This window comes from Myxococcus sp. CA023 (assembly GCF_010998615.1).
Classification (GTDB): domain Bacteria; phylum Myxococcota; class Myxococcia; order Myxococcales; family Myxococcaceae; genus Myxococcus.
Genome location: NZ_JAAEAH010000106.1, coordinates 13,021 through 28,691, shown reverse-complemented (window position 1 = coordinate 28,691; position 15,671 = coordinate 13,021). Strand labels below are relative to the sequence as shown.

Annotated in this window: 12 protein-coding genes; 5 read left to right on the top strand and 7 right to left on the bottom strand. The window is 70.7% G+C overall.

Annotated elements, in window-relative coordinates; genetic code table 11:
- Together F8M74_RS33570 and F8M74_RS33565 are read left to right on the top strand one after the other, a co-directional pair.
- Positions 1 to 390 (top strand): TonB family protein (locus tag F8M74_RS33570; RefSeq protein ID WP_163884676.1); only part of this gene is annotated, 390 nt, incomplete at its 5' end.
- A gap of 73 nt (positions 391 to 463) precedes the next feature.
- Complete coding sequence (locus tag F8M74_RS33565; protein ID WP_141259110.1) at positions 464 to 1,747, top strand: PepSY domain-containing protein; 1,284 nt, start codon at positions 464 to 466, stop codon at positions 1,745 to 1,747.
- An 86-nt stretch (positions 1,748 to 1,833) separates the two neighbouring features.
- Here F8M74_RS33565 and F8M74_RS33560 read toward each other — a convergent pair whose 3' ends face one another.
- From F8M74_RS33560 to F8M74_RS33530, 7 genes are all read right to left on the bottom strand, one after another.
- Positions 1,834 to 3,549 (bottom strand): DEAD/DEAH box helicase, encoded by a 1,716-nt coding sequence (locus F8M74_RS33560; protein WP_163884674.1) that lies wholly within the window; start codon positions 3,547 to 3,549, stop codon positions 1,834 to 1,836.
- A 130-nt stretch (positions 3,550 to 3,679) separates the two neighbouring features.
- Positions 3,680 to 4,690, bottom strand: coding sequence for an MlaD family protein (locus F8M74_RS33555; protein ID WP_141258071.1), 1,011 nt, complete (start codon positions 4,688 to 4,690; stop codon positions 3,680 to 3,682).
- On the bottom strand, positions 4,683 to 5,432 hold the full coding sequence (locus F8M74_RS33550; protein WP_141258070.1) for an ABC transporter ATP-binding protein: 750 nt from the start codon (positions 5,430 to 5,432) through the stop codon (positions 4,683 to 4,685). The genes F8M74_RS33555 and F8M74_RS33550 overlap by 8 nt, the downstream gene beginning before the upstream one ends.
- Before the next feature lie 13 nt (positions 5,433 to 5,445).
- A complete protein-coding gene (locus F8M74_RS33545) occupies positions 5,446 to 6,192 on the bottom strand; it encodes an ABC transporter permease (RefSeq protein WP_141258069.1) in 747 nt (248 codons plus the stop codon).
- Positions 6,189 to 6,962 carry an ABC transporter permease gene (locus F8M74_RS33540; RefSeq protein ID WP_141258068.1) on the bottom strand — a complete coding sequence of 258 codons (774 nt, stop codon included), beginning with the start codon at positions 6,960 to 6,962 and terminating at the stop codon, positions 6,189 to 6,191. The genes F8M74_RS33545 and F8M74_RS33540 overlap by 4 nt, the downstream gene beginning before the upstream one ends.
- A 100-nt stretch (positions 6,963 to 7,062) precedes the next feature.
- On the bottom strand, positions 7,063 to 7,761 hold the full coding sequence (locus F8M74_RS33535) for an ABC transporter ATP-binding protein (RefSeq protein WP_141258067.1): 699 nt from the start codon (positions 7,759 to 7,761) through the stop codon (positions 7,063 to 7,065).
- A gap of 17 nt (positions 7,762 to 7,778) precedes the next feature.
- Positions 7,779 to 9,722: a MopE-related protein gene (locus F8M74_RS33530; protein WP_228560759.1), complete on the bottom strand. Its 1,944-nt coding sequence runs from the start codon at positions 9,720 to 9,722 to the stop codon at positions 7,779 to 7,781.
- 215 nt (positions 9,723 to 9,937) lie between these two features.
- Between F8M74_RS33530 and F8M74_RS33525 the strand changes: the two genes are divergently transcribed.
- Genes F8M74_RS33525 through F8M74_RS33515 form a run of 3 tightly spaced genes read left to right on the top strand, consistent with a single transcriptional unit; the run spans position 9,938 to position 15,671 of the window.
- On the top strand, positions 9,938 to 11,356 hold the full coding sequence (locus tag F8M74_RS33525) for a TolC family protein (RefSeq protein WP_141258065.1): 1,419 nt from the start codon (positions 9,938 to 9,940) through the stop codon (positions 11,354 to 11,356).
- Positions 11,357 to 11,361: 5 nt separating this feature from the next.
- Positions 11,362 to 12,549, top strand: coding sequence for an efflux RND transporter periplasmic adaptor subunit (locus tag F8M74_RS33520; protein ID WP_141258064.1), 1,188 nt, complete (start codon positions 11,362 to 11,364; stop codon positions 12,547 to 12,549).
- Complete coding sequence (locus F8M74_RS33515) at positions 12,546 to 15,671, top strand: efflux RND transporter permease subunit (protein WP_141258063.1); 3,126 nt, start codon at positions 12,546 to 12,548, stop codon at positions 15,669 to 15,671. Before F8M74_RS33520 ends, F8M74_RS33515 begins: the two co-directional genes overlap by 4 nt.

Here is a 15,671-nt window from a genome sequence, read left to right as displayed (position 1 = left end):
GTGGTGGGAGGGGTGGTGGGTGGCGTGGTTGGCGGCGTCGTGGGTGGAACGCAGGGCGGCATCGTCGGGTCGACGGCCATTGGAGGCACGGGCGACGCGCTGACGCTGAAGCAGGTGATGCGGCCCCCCACGGTCCTCAAGCAGGTCAGGCCGGACTACCCCCGGCTGGCGAAGCAGCGGAACATCCAGGGAGTGGTGGTGGTGCGGGTCATCGTTGGCACGGACGGCCGGGTGGAGCAGGAGCACACCCAGGTGATGCGCTCCGTGCCCGCCCTGGACGCCGCGGCGATTGCCGCCGTGAATCAGTGGCACTTCACGCCCGCGCTGGGCCGTTCAGGGCGGCTGGCGCGAGTCATGATCGACATTCCGGTGAACTTCTCCCTGAAGTGAGTCTGGCGCGGTGTCGCGCCGGGTCCGCTCCAGTTCTCCTCGCGTGGGCTTCGGCCCGCGCTCGAGCCGTTTCATGCGCACCTTCCGAAACATCATCTTCTGGATTCATCTCATCGTTGGAATCGCCACCGGGCTGGTGATTGCGATCATGTCCTTCACGGGCGTGGTCATCGCCTTCGAGAAGCAGCTCATCGAATGGGCGGAGCGGGATGTCCGGACGGTGCAGCCGCCGTCTCCAGGCGCGCCCCGGCTCCCCGTGGAGGAGTTGGTTGAACGCGTCCGCGCTGCGCGGACGGACGGACAGCCCTCCGGTGTGACGGTGTATCCGGAGCCGACGTCCTCGGTGCTCGTGAGCGTTGGCCGGGGCTCGGTGACCTACGTCAACCCCTACACCGGCGAGGTGCTGGGGAATGGCGCGACGGGCCTGCGCGGCTTCCTCCAATGGAACGTGGAGCTCCACCGGTGGCTGGCCGCCGGCGGTGATAACCGCGCGGTGGGCAAGGCGATCACCGGCGCGAGCAACGCGGTGTTCCTCTTCCTGGCCATCTCCGGCCTGTATCTGTGGTGGCCGCGCAAGTGGACGCTGCGCGCCATGCGGCCGTCGCTGTGGTTCCGGCGTGGGCTGAAGGGCAAGGCGCGCGACTGGAACTGGCACAACGTCATCGGCTTCTGGTCGCTGCCGGTGCTCATCGTGCTCACGGCGTCGGGCATGGTCATCTCGTACAAGTGGGCGTCCAACCTGGTCTTCACCATGACGGGCAACACGCCGCCCGCGACGCAGGGGCCGCCGGGCTCGGCGTCGGTGAAGGTGCCCGCGCCCGAGGTGGAGACGCCGCGCAAGCCGATGGATGTCCTCATCGCCGAAGCGCAGAAGACGTCGCCCACCTGGTCGTCCGCCACGGTGCGCCTGGGCGGCGGAGCGCGTCCGGGCGGTGCTCCCGCGCAGGGGGGCCGTGGTCCGGAGGCGAAGGGGGCTCCGGAGGCGAAAGGCGAGCGTGGCGGGAAGGGTGGCACGGACGGCGTGGACGCGGTGACGGTCACCCTCCGCGAGGCGGATGCGTGGCCGCTGTTCTCCTCCAAGCAGGTGTCCCTCAACCCCTTTTCGGGCGAGGTGGCGAAGCAGGAGACGTACGCGGACTACAACAGCGGCCGGAAGCTGCGCACCTGGCTGCGCTTCCTGCACACCGGCGAGGCGCTGGGGCTCTTGGGCCAGTTGGTGGCCGCCATCGCGTCGCTGGGCGGCGTGTTCCTCGTCTACACGGGCTTCGCGCTGTCGTGGCGCCGGTTCTTCCCCCGGCGCCGGACGAACACCGAGCCTGGGGAAGAAGCCGCCGCGCAGACCGAGCCGGTGGCCTGACGGATTTCAGCCCTCCTCGTGAGCGTGACGGGTTCGCTCGTCATCCTCCCACTCACGAGGCGGGCATTTCCCTTTGAGCCTGAAGGTCAGCTCCGGTCCTTCCGGACGAGCACCTTCTTGCCGCGCAGGGTGGCGTTCTTCAACGCGGCGATGATGCGGTTGGCGTCGGACTCCGGCACCTCCACCAGGGAGAAGGCGTCGCCAATCTGGATGGCGCCAATCTTGGAGGATTCGACGCCCGCTTCCCCGGCGATGGCGCCCACCAGGTCGGCGGGGCGTACGCCGGCGTGACGGCCGGCGCCAATCCACAGGCGGGTGACGTCCCACGTCGGCGGGCCACCGCGGGCCTTCGGGCCGCGCTCCGGGCGGCCTGGACGCCCCGGGGGCGCTCCGAACTTGCCGCCCGTGCGCTCACGGCGCTCCTGCGGCGGCGCGACGACGGGGATCTCCGTCTCCTCCGTGTCGCGGCCCTCGTCCTGTGCCTCATGGAGGAGCTTCACGGCGGCGGCGGCGATGTCCATGGCGTCGAACTCGCTGGCCAGGCTCTCCACCACGTTGCGGAGGGATTCGTACTCACCGGCCACCAGCGTCTCGCGCAGGGATGCGCGCAGCATCTCCTGTCGCTTCTCGCGCATGTCCGCGACGGTGGGCACGGTGGACACTTCGATGCGCTGGCCGGTGACGCGCTCGATGTTGCGCAGCAGCCGGTGCTCGCGGGGCTCCACCAGGGTGATGGCCACGCCCTCGCGGCCGGCGCGGCCCGTGCGGCCGATGCGGTGCACGTAGGCCTCGGGCGCGTTGGGGACGTCGAAGTTCACCACGTGGGACAGGCGGGGGATGTCCAGGCCGCGCGCCGCGACGTCGGTGGCCACGAGCAGGTCGGTGCCCTGGGACTTGAGCTGCTTGATGACGCGGTCTCGCTGCTCCTGCGTCATGCCGCCATGCAGGGCGTGGGCGCGCCAGCCGCGGCCGTTGAGGGAGACGGTGAGGTCGTCCACCTCCGTGCGTGTGCGGCAGAAGATGATGGCCGCGGTGGGCGACTCCACGTCGAGCAGGCGGCCCAGGGTGGCGATCTTGAAGGCGCGCGGCACGACATAGGCCGTCTGCCGGACGCGGGGGATCTCCCCCTGTTCCACCTTCTCGCGGGCAATCTTCACGCGCACGGGCTCGTGCAGGTGACGCTCGGCGATGCTGGCGATGCGCGGCGGGAGCGTGGCGGAGAAGAGGGCCGTCTGCCGGTCCTCGGGCGTGCCGGAGAGGATGGCCTCCAGGTCCTCGGCGAAGCCCATGTCGAGCATCTCGTCGGCCTCGTCGAGCACGACGACGCGCACGTCATCGAGCTGCAACGTGCCTCGGCGCAGGTGGTCCAGCGCGCGGCCCGGCGTGGCGACGACGACGTCCACGCCGCGCTTGAGGACGCGGAGTTGCTGGCCGATGACCTGCCCGCCGTACAGGGGCAGCACGGAGATGCCGAGCTTCTGGCCGTAGCGGTGGATGGCCTCGGAGACCTGCATGGCCAGCTCGCGCGTGGGGACCAGCACCAGCGCGGACGTGGTGTTGGGCCGGCACGCGCCGGGCTCCACGTGGTTGAGCAGGGGCAGGGCGAAGGCGGCCGTCTTGCCGGTGCCGGTGGCGGCGATGCCGAGCAGGTCCTTCCCCGCGAGCAGTGGCGGGAGGGCGGCGGCCTGGATGGGGGTGGGCTCCTCGTAGCCGAGCGCGCTGAGCGCCTCGACGAGCGCGGGCTTCAAGCCCAGGGAATCGAAGGTGGCCTCGACGGGGGCGGGGGGCTGGGGGGCTTTCACGGCCGGGGCTTGTACCACCAGCAGTGGTTCAGTGCGCTCTCAGAATGGGGGGGAGGCCACACCCTGAACAGTTGGACCCGTGTTTGCGCGCCTTCACGCTGTGTCCTGATAGGTGCCCGACGCCCGGGCCTCAGTCCTTCCAGAGCACCTTCCACGGGTGCTTGCGGAGGTCCGTCACCAGCGAGCGGAGTTCCTCGTACAACGTGCCATCCTGGAGCACCGCGCCCGCGGTGCCCTCGCCGGCCTCGAGCTTCGCCAGCACCCGGTCCGCGCGGGCCGCGATGCTCTCCAGTTGACCCGAGGCCGAGGTGAGGCGCTCCAGCGCGACCTTGACCCGCGCGCCGTCCTCGGGCCCCAGCGGGCCCGTCACGGCCGCCAGTCCGTCCAGCGTCGTCCCGGCGGACTTCGTCAGCCCCGGCAGGTCGCGACGAACGACGGCCGCTGCCGCCGAGGCATCGTCCAACAACCGCGCGCCCTTGCCTCCGGGCTGGAAGGCCTCGCGCGCCAGGCCCGCGAGGTGGCGCAAATCCTTCGAGGCCGCCGCCAGTTCGGACGCCAGCACCTTCACGTCGCCCCGGTTCTCCGTCAGCAACTGGTCCAGCGTCCGTGCCAGCCGGGACACGTTCGCCGCGAGGCCGCGGATGGCCTCCGGATCCTCCTCCAGCATCTGGGACAGCAGGTCCACGAAGCGGGTGAGCTGTTCGGCCAGGACATCCAGCCGGGGCGCGTCCGTTCCCCGCACGGCCGTGCCCGCGGGCAGCCGCTCCGGCGCCGAGCCCGGGTTCAGCTCCAGATAGGGCTCTCCCAGGATGCCCACCGTGGCCACCGTCACGCGCGCGTCCTTGCGCAGCGCGCCCACGGCCTCCGGCGCCACTGCGAGCTCCATCCGCACGGGCAGCGGGCGTCCCTGTGCGTCCCGCCGCTCGGGCTGGAGTTGGATGTCCTGCACGCGGCCCACCTGCACGCCGCCCAGCTTCACAGGGGCGCCCTCCACCACGTTGCCCGTGTGGCCGAAGTCCACCGCCAGCTCCGTCTCCGAGCCCAGCTTCAATTCGCCCATCAGCCACAGCAACAACAGCACGCCCACGATGGCGGCCAGCACCAGGGCGCCCACCTTCAGCTCCAGCCGTCGCTCATCCATCCGTCGCGCCCTCCATGAATGGCGCTGTCAGTACTCGCAGCTCGGGCGCGGAGGACTCCAGGAAGCCCTTCGGCGTGCCCAGGTAGGCACATTGCTTGTTCGCCACCACCAGCACCCGGTCCGCCAGCGCCTTCAGCTGTCGGTAGTCGTGGGACACCACCATCCCCCCAAGGCCCCGCGCCTTCAGCGACGCGAGCGCCTCCTCCACCTGGCCCGCCGCCTTCCGGTCCAGGCCCGTCGTCGGCTCGTCGAAGAGGAGATAGCGCGGCTTGAGCACCAACGCCCGGGCGATAGCCGTCCGTTTCTTCGCTCCGGGCCCCAGCTCCGGTGGCAGCCGGTCCGCCCAGTCCAGAAGACCCACCTGCGCCAGCGCGGCGTCCACGTCGTCCACGGACGCCGCCGGGTCCGCCAGCCATACGTTCTGCCGGAGCGTGCGCCAGTCCAACAGCGCCGGGCCCTGCACCAGGTAGGGAGCCTGTCGGCGCAGCGGCACCAGCTCGCGCTCGGGTCTGGAGTCCACGCGTTCCCCCCACAGCGCCACTTCGCCCGCGTCCGGGCGCAGCAGCCCCACCGCCAGCCGGCACAGCACGCTCTTCCCGGTGCCACTGGCGCCCGCGATGAACGTCAGCTCCTTGGTGGACACGTCCGCCGTGAGCCCGGCGAGCACGCGCCGGCGTCCCTCGTCGAACGCGACGTGCACGTCCCGGAATCGCAGGGCCTCGCTGTCGGGAAGGGGCGTCATGCGCGGGGCTCGCTCACAGGCGCAGCAGTTGGAAGGCCAGCGACACGGCGAGGTCGATGAGCAGGCACCCCAGGCTCGCCGCCACCACGCCGTCGGTGGTGGCCTCGCCCACGGCCTCGGCGCCGCCGCGCGCCTTGAGGCCCGCCACCGCCGCCGCCAGCGGAATGTAGAGCCCGCAGCCCGCGGCCTTCAGGAACGCGGCCAGCAAGTCCCAGCCGTCCACGTAGCGCGGGTCCATGAAGGCCCGCCCGTCCACGCCGAAGGCGAACTGCGCCACCGCCGCTGCGGACAGCGTGGCCGCGATGGTGCCCAGGGTACACAGCAGGGGCACGCCCATCACGCCCGCGAACACCCGGGGCGCGACGAGGTCCGCGTAGGGGTCGCCCGCGGACATCTCCAGGGCCTCCACCTGTTCGTTGACGCTCATGGTGGACAGCTCGGCCGCGTGAGCCGCGCCCGCGCGTGAGGCCGTGAGCAGCGCGGACACCGCCGGGCCCAGTTCGCGGATGAGCAGCTCGAAGTACGCGGGCCCCAGCACCGCCACGTTGCCCACGAAGCGCCGTGCCTGGCTGTTGGCGATGGTGACGAGCACCGCGCCGAAGAAGGCCATGCCGGACATCACCAGCCACACGCTGCGCCCGCCCAGTTCGTGGAGCTGGGCCAGGGACTCGCGCCAGGGCACGCCGTCCCGGGTTGAGGCCCGCACCGTGCGCGCCAGCATCACCACCGGCGCTCCGAAGAACGACAGCACGCCGCTCATCCCATCCACCCCGCGAGCAAGGACGTGAGGGCGAAGTCGAGGACGAAGATGGCCGCGCAGCTGCGCACCACCGCGTTGGCCGCCGCCTGGCCCACGGCGTGTGCGCCGCCTCGAGCGGACAGGCCCACGGTGGTGGACAGCAGGGCGATGGCCAGTCCGAAGATGCCCGTCTTCACCACGCCGCCCAGGAGGTCGAGCGGCCCCAGAAGCTGGGAGAAGGTGCCGAAGAAGACGCGCACCGGAAGGCCCAGGGCGAGCAGGGCGGCCACGGACTCGAAGAGGATGGCCACCGCGAAGGTGACGCCGCTGAGCGCCAGCATGCTGACCTCCATGGCCACCACGCGAGGCGCGACGAGGATGGCGAAGGGGTCCAGGCCGATGCCTCTCAGCCCTTCAATCTGTCCGCCCACCTGCATCAGCGCCAGCTCCGCCGCGTTTCGCGCGCCAAGCCGCGCCGACATGATGAGGCCCAGCAGCAGCGGGCCGAACTCCCACAGCACGCCATAACCCGCCGCCCAACCGAGGAAGGCCCGCGCGCCGAAGCGCTGGACGTAGATGCCCGACTGCAGCACCACGATGATGCCGGCCAGCGCCGCCGTGGCCAGGGCGAGCGGCAGGGAGCCGTAGCCGAATTGCACCAGCGCACGGCCCAGCTCGCTGCGCTCCAGTTTCGGCAGCGCCAGCACCGTGCGGCCCACGACCAGGCCCAGCGCGCCGGTTCCGCGGAGCGCGTCCAGCGCCGTACGTCCGAGCCTCGTCAGGAGCGCCACGGCGGCACCTCATCCGGGTGCGGGCTCGGCAGCGGCACGACTGTGTCCACGCCCTCTTGGTGGCGCGTCGTGGCTCCTTGATGTGCTCGCGCACTTCGCGTCATGCCGGCACCTCGTCCGGTGCATCCTCCAACTCGGGCGCGGGTGGCCCGTCATGAACCAGCCGGCCACTCCGCAGGTACAGCCAGCGGGGCAGGGGCAGGTCCATCGGAGCCTCCGTCGCCACGACCAGCAGCGTGCCACCCTGGGACACGTCCAGGAGCACCCGGGCCACCTGCCGCGCCGTGCCCGGATCCAACCCCGCGAACGGGTCATCCGCCAGCACCACCGACGGACGCGCCGCCAGGGCCCGCGCGATTCCCGCGCGCTTCTTCATGCCGCCAGACAGGCGCTCCGGCAGCGTATCCGCCGCGTCCGAAAGCCCTACCGCCCGCAGCACGTCACTGGCGCGGGCCCGGGCCTCGGCCTCCGGGACGTGGCGGCGGGTGAGTGGCGCCATGACGTTCTCCAGCACCGTCATCGAGTCGAACAGGGCGTCCGTCTGGAACACCATGCCGAACGACGCCTGCTGCTCGCGCCGCTCGGCGGCCGTCAGACGCGCCGCTTCCTGCCCATCCCACAGCACGTGGCCCTCCGTGGGCCGCACCAGGCCGGCCAGGGCCTTCACCAGCGTCGTCTTCCCCGCGCCCGAGCGCCCCAGGACCAGTGCCTGCGTCCCGGGCGGCAACGCGCAGCTCACGCCGGACAGGACCTGCCTCGCTCCGTACCGCACCGTGAGGCCGTTCGCGCGCAGGTCCATGGTGTCCGCCCGCCGCCTCAGGGCCGCCAGCGCACGAGCGCGCCGCCGGAGCCCGCCACCCAGACGTCCGCCGGGCCGGTTCCGCTCAGCGCGTTCATGGGGCTGGACGGCGTGAAGGCGGTGCTCCAGGCCGTGCCGTTGAAGAAGTGGATGTTGTTCGTTCCGGAGCTCACGGCGTAGATGGCCTTGCTGCCGAAGGCCACCAGTCCGCGGATGTCCGCCGGGGTCTGGGTTGGCAGGGTGATGGCGGGCTTCACGCTCCACGTCGTGCCCGCGCGCTCCAGGAAGAGGCCGTTGTCGCCCACGGCGTAGACATGGCTCGGTGAGAGCACCTGGATGCCGTAGAGGAATCCGGTCGACCCGACGTTGCCCAGGGCTTCCTTCTGCCACGTGCCGCCGTCCTCCGTGGGGCCGCGCCAGACCACGGGGTGGTTGGTGCCGCCCTGCGCCTCGGCGCCCGCGGCGAACAGCGTCCGCGGGCTGGTACCGTCAATGGACTTGAGGTTGTCGTTGATCCGCGTGAGTTCCTCGGGGGCTGCCTGGGTGGGGGCGCCCTCCTCGTAGTTCCAGAGGAGGATGCGACCCTGGCTGTCCACCGCGTACAGCGCCACGCGGTTGCCGCTTTCGAAGCCCACCATCCCGTTGATGCTGGCGCTCCCGGGGCCATTCACGTTGACACACGCGCCGGTGTCGGTCGGCAGCCGGGTGGTGAACTTGCCCGCGCTGTTGCCCAGGAACACGCGGCCGCTGTTCGTCACCCAGGAGGACTTCCACTGGCCCGGGCAGTTCGCCACGGGGGTGAGCGTCCCGCCGTCGACGTGGGCGACGTGGCCGTCGCGTCCCGCGAGCCAGCCCTTGTTGCCGGGGTACGCAGCCACCGTGTCCCAGACAATCGAGGCGGGCGTCGCGTTCGTCGTCGTCCAGGCCACGGCGTCGCAGCCCGCCAAATCTTCGTCCACCTGTCCGTCACAGTCGTTGTCCAGCCGGTCGCACACCTCGGTGGCCGTGTTCGACACGAAGCGCGAGCTCTCATCACAGTCCGTGTTGTCCACCACGGCGCCCTGCGGCGGGTTGGCGCACCAGAGCCCCGCGGAGGTTCCCGCCTGGCCGTCACCGTCCTCGTCCACGAACCACTCCCGCGGCGTCTCGCTGCTGACGCAGGTCGTCAGCGCGGTGCTCGCGCACTGTTTGGACCCAGCGCAGTTCTGCTCGGTCTGGCACGCCATGCCCACATCGAACGGGTCGTTGTCGATGGCCCCATCGCAGTTGTCGTCCCTGCCGTCGCAGACCAGCTCGGCCTGTCTGGGGTGGATGTTGGGGTCCTGATCGTTGCAGTCACCGGCCTCCAAGACATAGCCCGCGGGAGGCGTGCAGGAGAGGTTGGGCAGAGCGGACGGGTTGCCGAAACCATCACCGTCCGCGTCGCGGTAGTAGGTCGCGCCGCCGGGGGCATCCGCTTCGCCGTTGACGCAGTTGTTGTCCACGCCGTCGCACAGCTCCGTCGCGCCGGGGTGGATGGCCGGGTCGTCGTCGTTGCAATCCGAGCCAGGGAAGGCGCCCTCGCTGGTGACGTAGCCGTCGTCATCCAGGTCCAGGGCGCGCAGGTCGAGCTCCACGGCCGCGGTGCCCACCGTGGGCACCTGAGTGATGACCTCGTGCCGTGCCACCACGGGCCCGTTGCAGGAGCGCTCGTTGGCGGTCGCGGTGAGCCGCAGGTTCCGGCTCCAGCCCTCACGGCCCAGGATGGCCACCGTCCGCACGTCGCTGCGGGCAGAAGGCTCCATCCGGATATCGGCGGTCTCGGTGCGGCTGGGTTCGTCCACGTCCGTGACGGTCAGCGTGAGACAGCCCGGGCGAAACGTCGCGTACGAGACGAGCACGCGGACGGCCCCGGCATTGGGTGGGTCTTCCTGCTTCCGGCAGCCGGAAACGGAGACCACCACCGCAAGAACGCAACCCATCAGGAATAAACGCATCGGCCGAGCATTCCCGGGCGCTTGGTGGCGCCCGCAATCTTTCTACAGTGAGCTACGGAACCCAGGAGAACCCGACGCCACCCATAGACCGTCGCGCAGGCCAGCGTCCAGACGCCGAATCGTCATAGCCCCTTCTCTCCACGTCCGTTTATATGGCGCGCCGAACCGCCCCCCGGCGCCCGAGCCTTCCCCGCCCGTTCATGCATAGACCCCGTCACGCCATCACCGTGCCCCTCTGCGCCTGGCTCGCTCTGACCGCGTCCAGTGCATCGGGGCAGCAGCCAGCGACCGAGGGGGGCGCACCCGCCGCCGAATCCGCGAAGGCTGCCCCAGCAAGTCCTCCGTCCCAGCCTCCGCCCGCGGAAGCCCTGTCCACGGAAGGTGGTCCGCTGACGCTGGAACAGGCGGTGCAACTTGCCGCGAAGCGTAACGAGGTGGCCCTGGCCGCCGAGCAGCAGTCCGAGGCCGCCCGGGCCCGGCTGGCTCGGGCCCGGGCCTTCTTCTTTCCAGAGCTGACGGGAACGGGCACCTATACCCGGCGTCTGTATGAAGTGACGCGCGAAGTGGGTGGCCAGACGGTGGTCATCCAGCGCAACAACGCCCTCAACGCCAACTTCGTCGCCTCCATGCCGCTGTTCGACGCGCGCGGCATCTTCCTGTACCGCGCGGCGCGGAGAGACGGCGACGCGGCGGGGCTGGAGGCCGTGGAGGCGCGCCGGCAGATTGGCTTCGAGGCCGCCAACGCCTTCCTCTCCACCCTGGCCCAGGAGCAGGTGTACCGCGCCGCCGAGCAACGCCTCGCGTTCGCCCGCCAGTCACTTCAGGACGCGTCGGCCCGCGCCAAGGCGGGGTTGGCCAGCAGCAACGATGTGACGCGCGCGGAGCTGGAGGCGGCCAGCGCCGAGGTGCAGATGTCCAACGCGCGCAACGCTGCGCAGACCACGCGCCTGGAGCTGGGCTTCCTGCTGGTGTCTTCGGTGAAGGGCACCCTGGCCTCGCCGGATGCGCTGCTGTCGGACGCCAGTCGGCCGCTGCAGGCCCACGCCTCCCTGGCGGATGGGGCCCTGGACCGCCGGCCGGACATCCTGGCCGCGCGTCTGCGGGTGGACGCGCTGGAGGAGAGCGCCAAGGAACCGCTCGCCCGGCTGCTGCCGACGCTGGGCGCGTCCGCCACCTACCGCCTCACGAACGAGGCCGGATTCAATGGCCGCACGGGTGACGGCTTCCTGGGCGTCAACCTCATCTGGAACTTCTTCGACGGCGGCGAGCGCTATGCCGAGCGCCGGGAGCGCGTGGCCCTGGCGAAGGCGGCGGAGCTCCAGGTCCAGGCCACCACGCGCCGGGTGGACGTGGACATCGAGCAGGCGAGGGTGGCGCTGGAGAATGCCCAGGCCGCCCTGGCACAGAGCGACCTGGCGGTCCGCACGGCCCGGCAGAATGCGGAGGAGCAGGGGATTCTCTACCGTCAGGGCTTGTCCACGGCGCTGACGGTGGCGGACGCCTCGCTGCGGCAGTTCGAGGCGGAGGTGGCGTATGCCCAGAGCCGGTTCGCGCTGGGCGTGGCGCTGCTGGGGCTGCGGGCGGCAGTCGGACTCGACCCATTGGGGAAGGAACCGTGAAGGAAATGCGACGCGCAGGAACGTTGGGTCTGGCCGTGGCCGCGCTGGCCCTGGGTGCTGGCTGCAAGAAGGACGCGCAAAGCGCCCAAGGCGGAGCAGCGCCGGCAGGTCGCGGCCGAGCAGCCATCCAGTTCCCCGTCGAGGTGGCTCCGGTGGAGTCGCGGGACGTGGAGTACGTGGTGGACGCGGTGGGCTCCGTGGAGGCCTTCGAGCGGGTGCAGATCACCGCCCGCGTGCCGGGCGCCGTGGAGCGGGTGCTCTTCGCGGAAGGGCAGTCGGTGAAGAAGGGCGCGGTGCTCGCGGAGATCGAGCCCGCCCGCTACGCCATCGCCGTGCGGTCCGCGGAGGCCACGCTGGCGCGAGCCCGCGCCACGCTGGTGGAGGCGGAGGCCGGTGCGAAGCGCCGCACCGCGGTGAACCAGGCCAGCCCCGGTCTGCTGCCCGCCGAGCAGCTGGAGACCTTCGAGGCCCGCGCGCGCACGGCGGAGGCGGACGTGGCGGCGGCGAAGGCGCTGCTGGACCAGGCGCAGCTCAACCAGCGTGACGCCTATGTGCGCGCGCCCATGGACGGCGTGCTCCAGACGCGCACGGTGCAGACGGGCCAGTACGTGCAGCCCGGCATCGTGTTGGCCACGTTGCTGCGGCGCGAGCCGTTGCTGCTGCGCTTCACTGTTCCGGCGGCGGACGTGTCCCGCATCCAGCCCGGCATGACGGCGCGCTTCTCCGTCCGGGCCGCGGAGGGTGGCTCATTCACGGCGAAGATTACACACGTGGCCGCCGCCGCGGATGATGCCAGCCGCATGGTGCCGGTGACGGCGGAAGTCACCGGTGAGGACGCCGAGCGGCTCCGTCCGGGCGCCTTCGCCACGGTGGCGGTGCCCGTGGACACGCGCGGCGGCAGTCCGGTGATTCCGCAGACGGCGGTGCGCGCCAGCGAGCGCGGCTTCCTGGCCTACGTGGTGGAAGGCAACAAGGCGCGTGAGCGCGTGCTGGAGCTGGGCCTGCGCACCGCGGATGGCCGCGTGGAGGTCCGTGACGGCGTGAAGCCCGGTGAGCTGCTGGTGGTGCGCGGCGGTGAGGCCCTGCGCGACGGGGCCAACGTGCGCGTGGCGGAGGGACCCAAGCCCACCTTCACGGGTGAGCCCCGGTTGGAGTCGGAGGCCGCCAGCGGCGGCGGAGGCGCCCGGCAATGAACATCACCGAGGCGTGCATCAAGAAGCCCGTTCTGGCGTGGATGATCATGGCGGCCACCATCGTCTTCGGACTGGTGGCCGCGCAGCGTATTGGCATCAGCCAGTTCCCGGACGTCGACTTCCCCACCATCAACATCTCCGTCACGTGGGAAGGCGCCAACCCGGAAGCGGTGGAGAGCGACGTCCTCGAGTTCATCGAGGAAGCGGTGACGCAGGTGGAGGGCGTCACGGCCATCAACTCCACCGCGCGCCAGGGCGGCGGCAACATCACCGTCGAACTGGACCTGTCGCGCAACGTGGACCTGGCGCTCCAGGACGTGCAGACCAAGGTGAGCCAGGTACAGCGCCGGCTGCCGCTGGACATCGATCCGCCCATCATCTCCAAGTCCAACCCGGAGGACCAACCCATCCTCTGGGTCGGCGTGTCCGGGCCCTTCAGCCAGCAGGTGGTGAGTGACTACGCCCGCTACCGCGTGAAGGAGAAGCTCCAGACGATTCCGGGCGTGGGCGAGGTTCAACTGGGCGGCATGCTGGAGCGCAACGTCCGCATCTGGGTGGACGCGCAGAAGCTGGACGCGCTGGGCCTCACGGTGGCGGACGTGTCCGCGGCGCTCCAGCGCGAGCACGTGGAGCTGCCCGCCGGCCGCATCGAGACGCAGGGCCGCGAGGTCAACGTCCGCGTCATGGGCGAGGCGCTGGACCTGGAGACGCTGCGGCGCATCATCGTGCGCGAGCAGGGCGGCTTCCCCGTCTACCTGAAGGACGTGGCGCTGGTGGAGGACGGCTTCGAGGACGTGCGCCGCATGGCGCGCATCAACGGCGAGCCGGCGCAGGGCCTGGGCATCAAGAAGCAGCGCGGCGCCAACGCCGTGGCGGTGGCCCAGGGCATCCGGGCCGAGCTGGACAAGATGCAGAAGGACCTGCCGGAGGGGATGCAACTGGGCATCAACTTCGACTCGACGCAGTTCATCGAGGAGAGCGTCCACGAAATCGAGTTCGAGCTGATGCTCGCGTGCATCCTCACCGCCTTCGTGTGCTGGGTGTTCCTGGGCTCGATCTCCAGCACGATGAACGTGGTGCTGGCCATCCCCATGTCGCTGCTGGGGACGGTGGCGGTCATCTACTTCCTGGGCTTCACGCTCAACACCTTCACGTTGCTGGGCCTGGCGCTGGCGGTGGGCATCGTCGTGGACGACGCCATCATGGTGCTGGAGAACATCTACCGGCACTCCGAAGAGGGGAAGGACCGGGTGCGCGCCGCGCGCGAGGGCACCGCGGAAATCACCTTCGCCGCGCTGGCGGCGACGGCGGCGGTGGTGGCCATCTTCCTGCCCGTCGTCTTCATGAGCGGCGTCATCGGCAAGTACTTCCTCCAGTTCGGCGTGACGCTGTGCGTGGCGGTGCTGCTGTCCTACGTGGAGGCCATCACCCTGGCCCCCGCGCGCTGCGCGCAGTTGCTCAAGACGTCGCGTGAAGGCCGCAGCCGGATTGGCGTCTGGGTGGACCGGGGCTTCGAGAAGCTGGAGCACGTCTACGCTCGCACCCTGGCCTGGGGCCTGAAGCGGCCGTGGTGGGTGCTGGGCGGGGCGGTGGTGCTGACGGCCTCCAGCGTCTTCGTCTTCCGTGCGCTGCCGGGTGAGTTCGTGCCGTCCCAGGACCAGAGCCGCCTGCTGGTGCGCATGCAGACGGCGGTGGGCAGCAACATCGAGGAGACGAACCGGCTGTTCCTGCGCGCGGAGGAGTTCGCCAGCAGCCGGCCTGAGGTGACGCGCGTCTTCTCCGTCGTCGGCGGATTCGGCAGCGGCGCGGTCAACACCGGCATGATGTTCGTCAGCTTGAAGCCGCCCGACGAGCGCATGCCGCAGGCGGACTTCCAGCAGATCCTCCGCAAGGAGTTCAACAGCTACCCGGGCCTGCGCGCGGTGGTGCAGGACCAGTCCCAGAGCGGCTTCACGGCGCAGCGCGGCTTCCCGGTGGAGTTCAGCGTGCGCGGCTCGGAATGGGAGCAGTTGGTGGAGGCCAGCCAGGAGATGCGGGAGAAGCTCCAGGCCAGCGGCAAGGTGGTGGACGTGGACACGGACTACCAGCTGGGCATGCCGGAGCTGCGCATCACCCCGGACCGGGGCCGCGCGGCGGACCTGGGCGTGCCCATCCAGTCGGTGGCCACCACCATCAACGCGCTGGTGGGCGGCGTGCGCGTGGGCAAGTACAGCACCGGCGGCCGGCGCATCGACGTGCGCATGCGGCTCCTGGCGGACCAGCGCTCCAGGCCGGAGGACCTGTCCACGCTGAAGGTCCGGACGGCCAGCGGCGCGCTGGTGCCGTTGTCGTCGCTGGTGACGCAGGAGGAGCGGCCCGCGCTGCAGGCCATCACCCGGCGGGACCGTGAGCGCGCCATCAGCGTCTACGCGAACGTGGCGCCAAGCTCTAACCAGGAAGAGGCCCTGGCGACGGTGGAGCGACTGGCGAAGGAGTTGCCTGGCGGTGTGCGTGTGGTGGCGGGTGGCGCCAGCGTGGCCTTCCGCGACTCGATGAGCAGCCTGTTCTTCGCGCTCTTCCTCGGGATTGGCGTGGCGTACATGGTGCTGGGCGCGCAGTTCAATTCGTTCCTGCACCCGGTGACGGTGCTCACGATTCTGCCGCTGTCGGTGGCGGGCGCGGCCTTTGCCCTGTTCGCCACGGGCACCACGCTGAACATCTTCAGCATGATCGGCCTGTTGCTGCTGATGGGCATCGTGAAGAAGAACTCCATCATCCTGGTGGACTACGCGCTGCAAGAGCGGGAGCGCGGCGCGGACGCAATGCAGGCCATGCTGCGCGCGGGGCCGGTGCGGCTGCGGCCCATCCTCATGACGTCCACCGCGACCATGATGGCGGCGGTGCCGGCGGCACTGGCGCTGGGCGCGGGCTCGGAGACGCGCGCGCCCATGTCCATCGCAGTGCTCGGTGGATTGTCCGTGTCCACGGTGCTCAGCCTGCTGGTGGTGCCCGCCTTCTATGTCGTGGCGGACCGCATCAAGGAGCGGCTGGGGGCGCGCTTCGGCAAGAAGGACGATGAGACGCATGTGCCGCCGCAGCACCCGGAGCATGGCGATGCGCCGCGCCCGGCGGCTCATGGGTGA

Excerpts from the sequence above, each read along its gene's own strand:
- F8M74_RS33565 (WP_141259110.1), top strand. The coding sequence starts at position 464 with ATGCGCACCTTCCGAAACATCATCTTCTGGATTCATCTCATCGTTGGA.
- F8M74_RS33555 (WP_141258071.1), bottom strand. The coding sequence starts at position 4,690 with ATGGATGAGCGACGGCTGGAGCTGAAGGTGGGCGCCCTGGTGCTGGCC.
- F8M74_RS33550 (WP_141258070.1), bottom strand. The coding sequence starts at position 5,432 with ATGACGCCCCTTCCCGACAGCGAGGCCCTGCGATTCCGGGACGTGCAC.
- F8M74_RS33545 (WP_141258069.1), bottom strand. The coding sequence starts at position 6,192 with ATGAGCGGCGTGCTGTCGTTCTTCGGAGCGCCGGTGGTGATGCTGGCG.
- F8M74_RS33535 (WP_141258067.1), bottom strand. The coding sequence starts at position 7,761 with ATGGACCTGCGCGCGAACGGCCTCACGGTGCGGTACGGAGCGAGGCAG.
- F8M74_RS33530 (WP_228560759.1), bottom strand. The coding sequence starts at position 9,722 with ATGGGTTGCGTTCTTGCGGTGGTGGTCTCCGTTTCCGGCTGCCGGAAG.
- F8M74_RS33525 (WP_141258065.1), top strand. The coding sequence starts at position 9,938 with ATGCATAGACCCCGTCACGCCATCACCGTGCCCCTCTGCGCCTGGCTC.
- F8M74_RS33520 (WP_141258064.1), top strand. The coding sequence starts at position 11,362 with ATGCGACGCGCAGGAACGTTGGGTCTGGCCGTGGCCGCGCTGGCCCTG.
- F8M74_RS33515 (WP_141258063.1), top strand. The coding sequence starts at position 12,546 with ATGAACATCACCGAGGCGTGCATCAAGAAGCCCGTTCTGGCGTGGATG.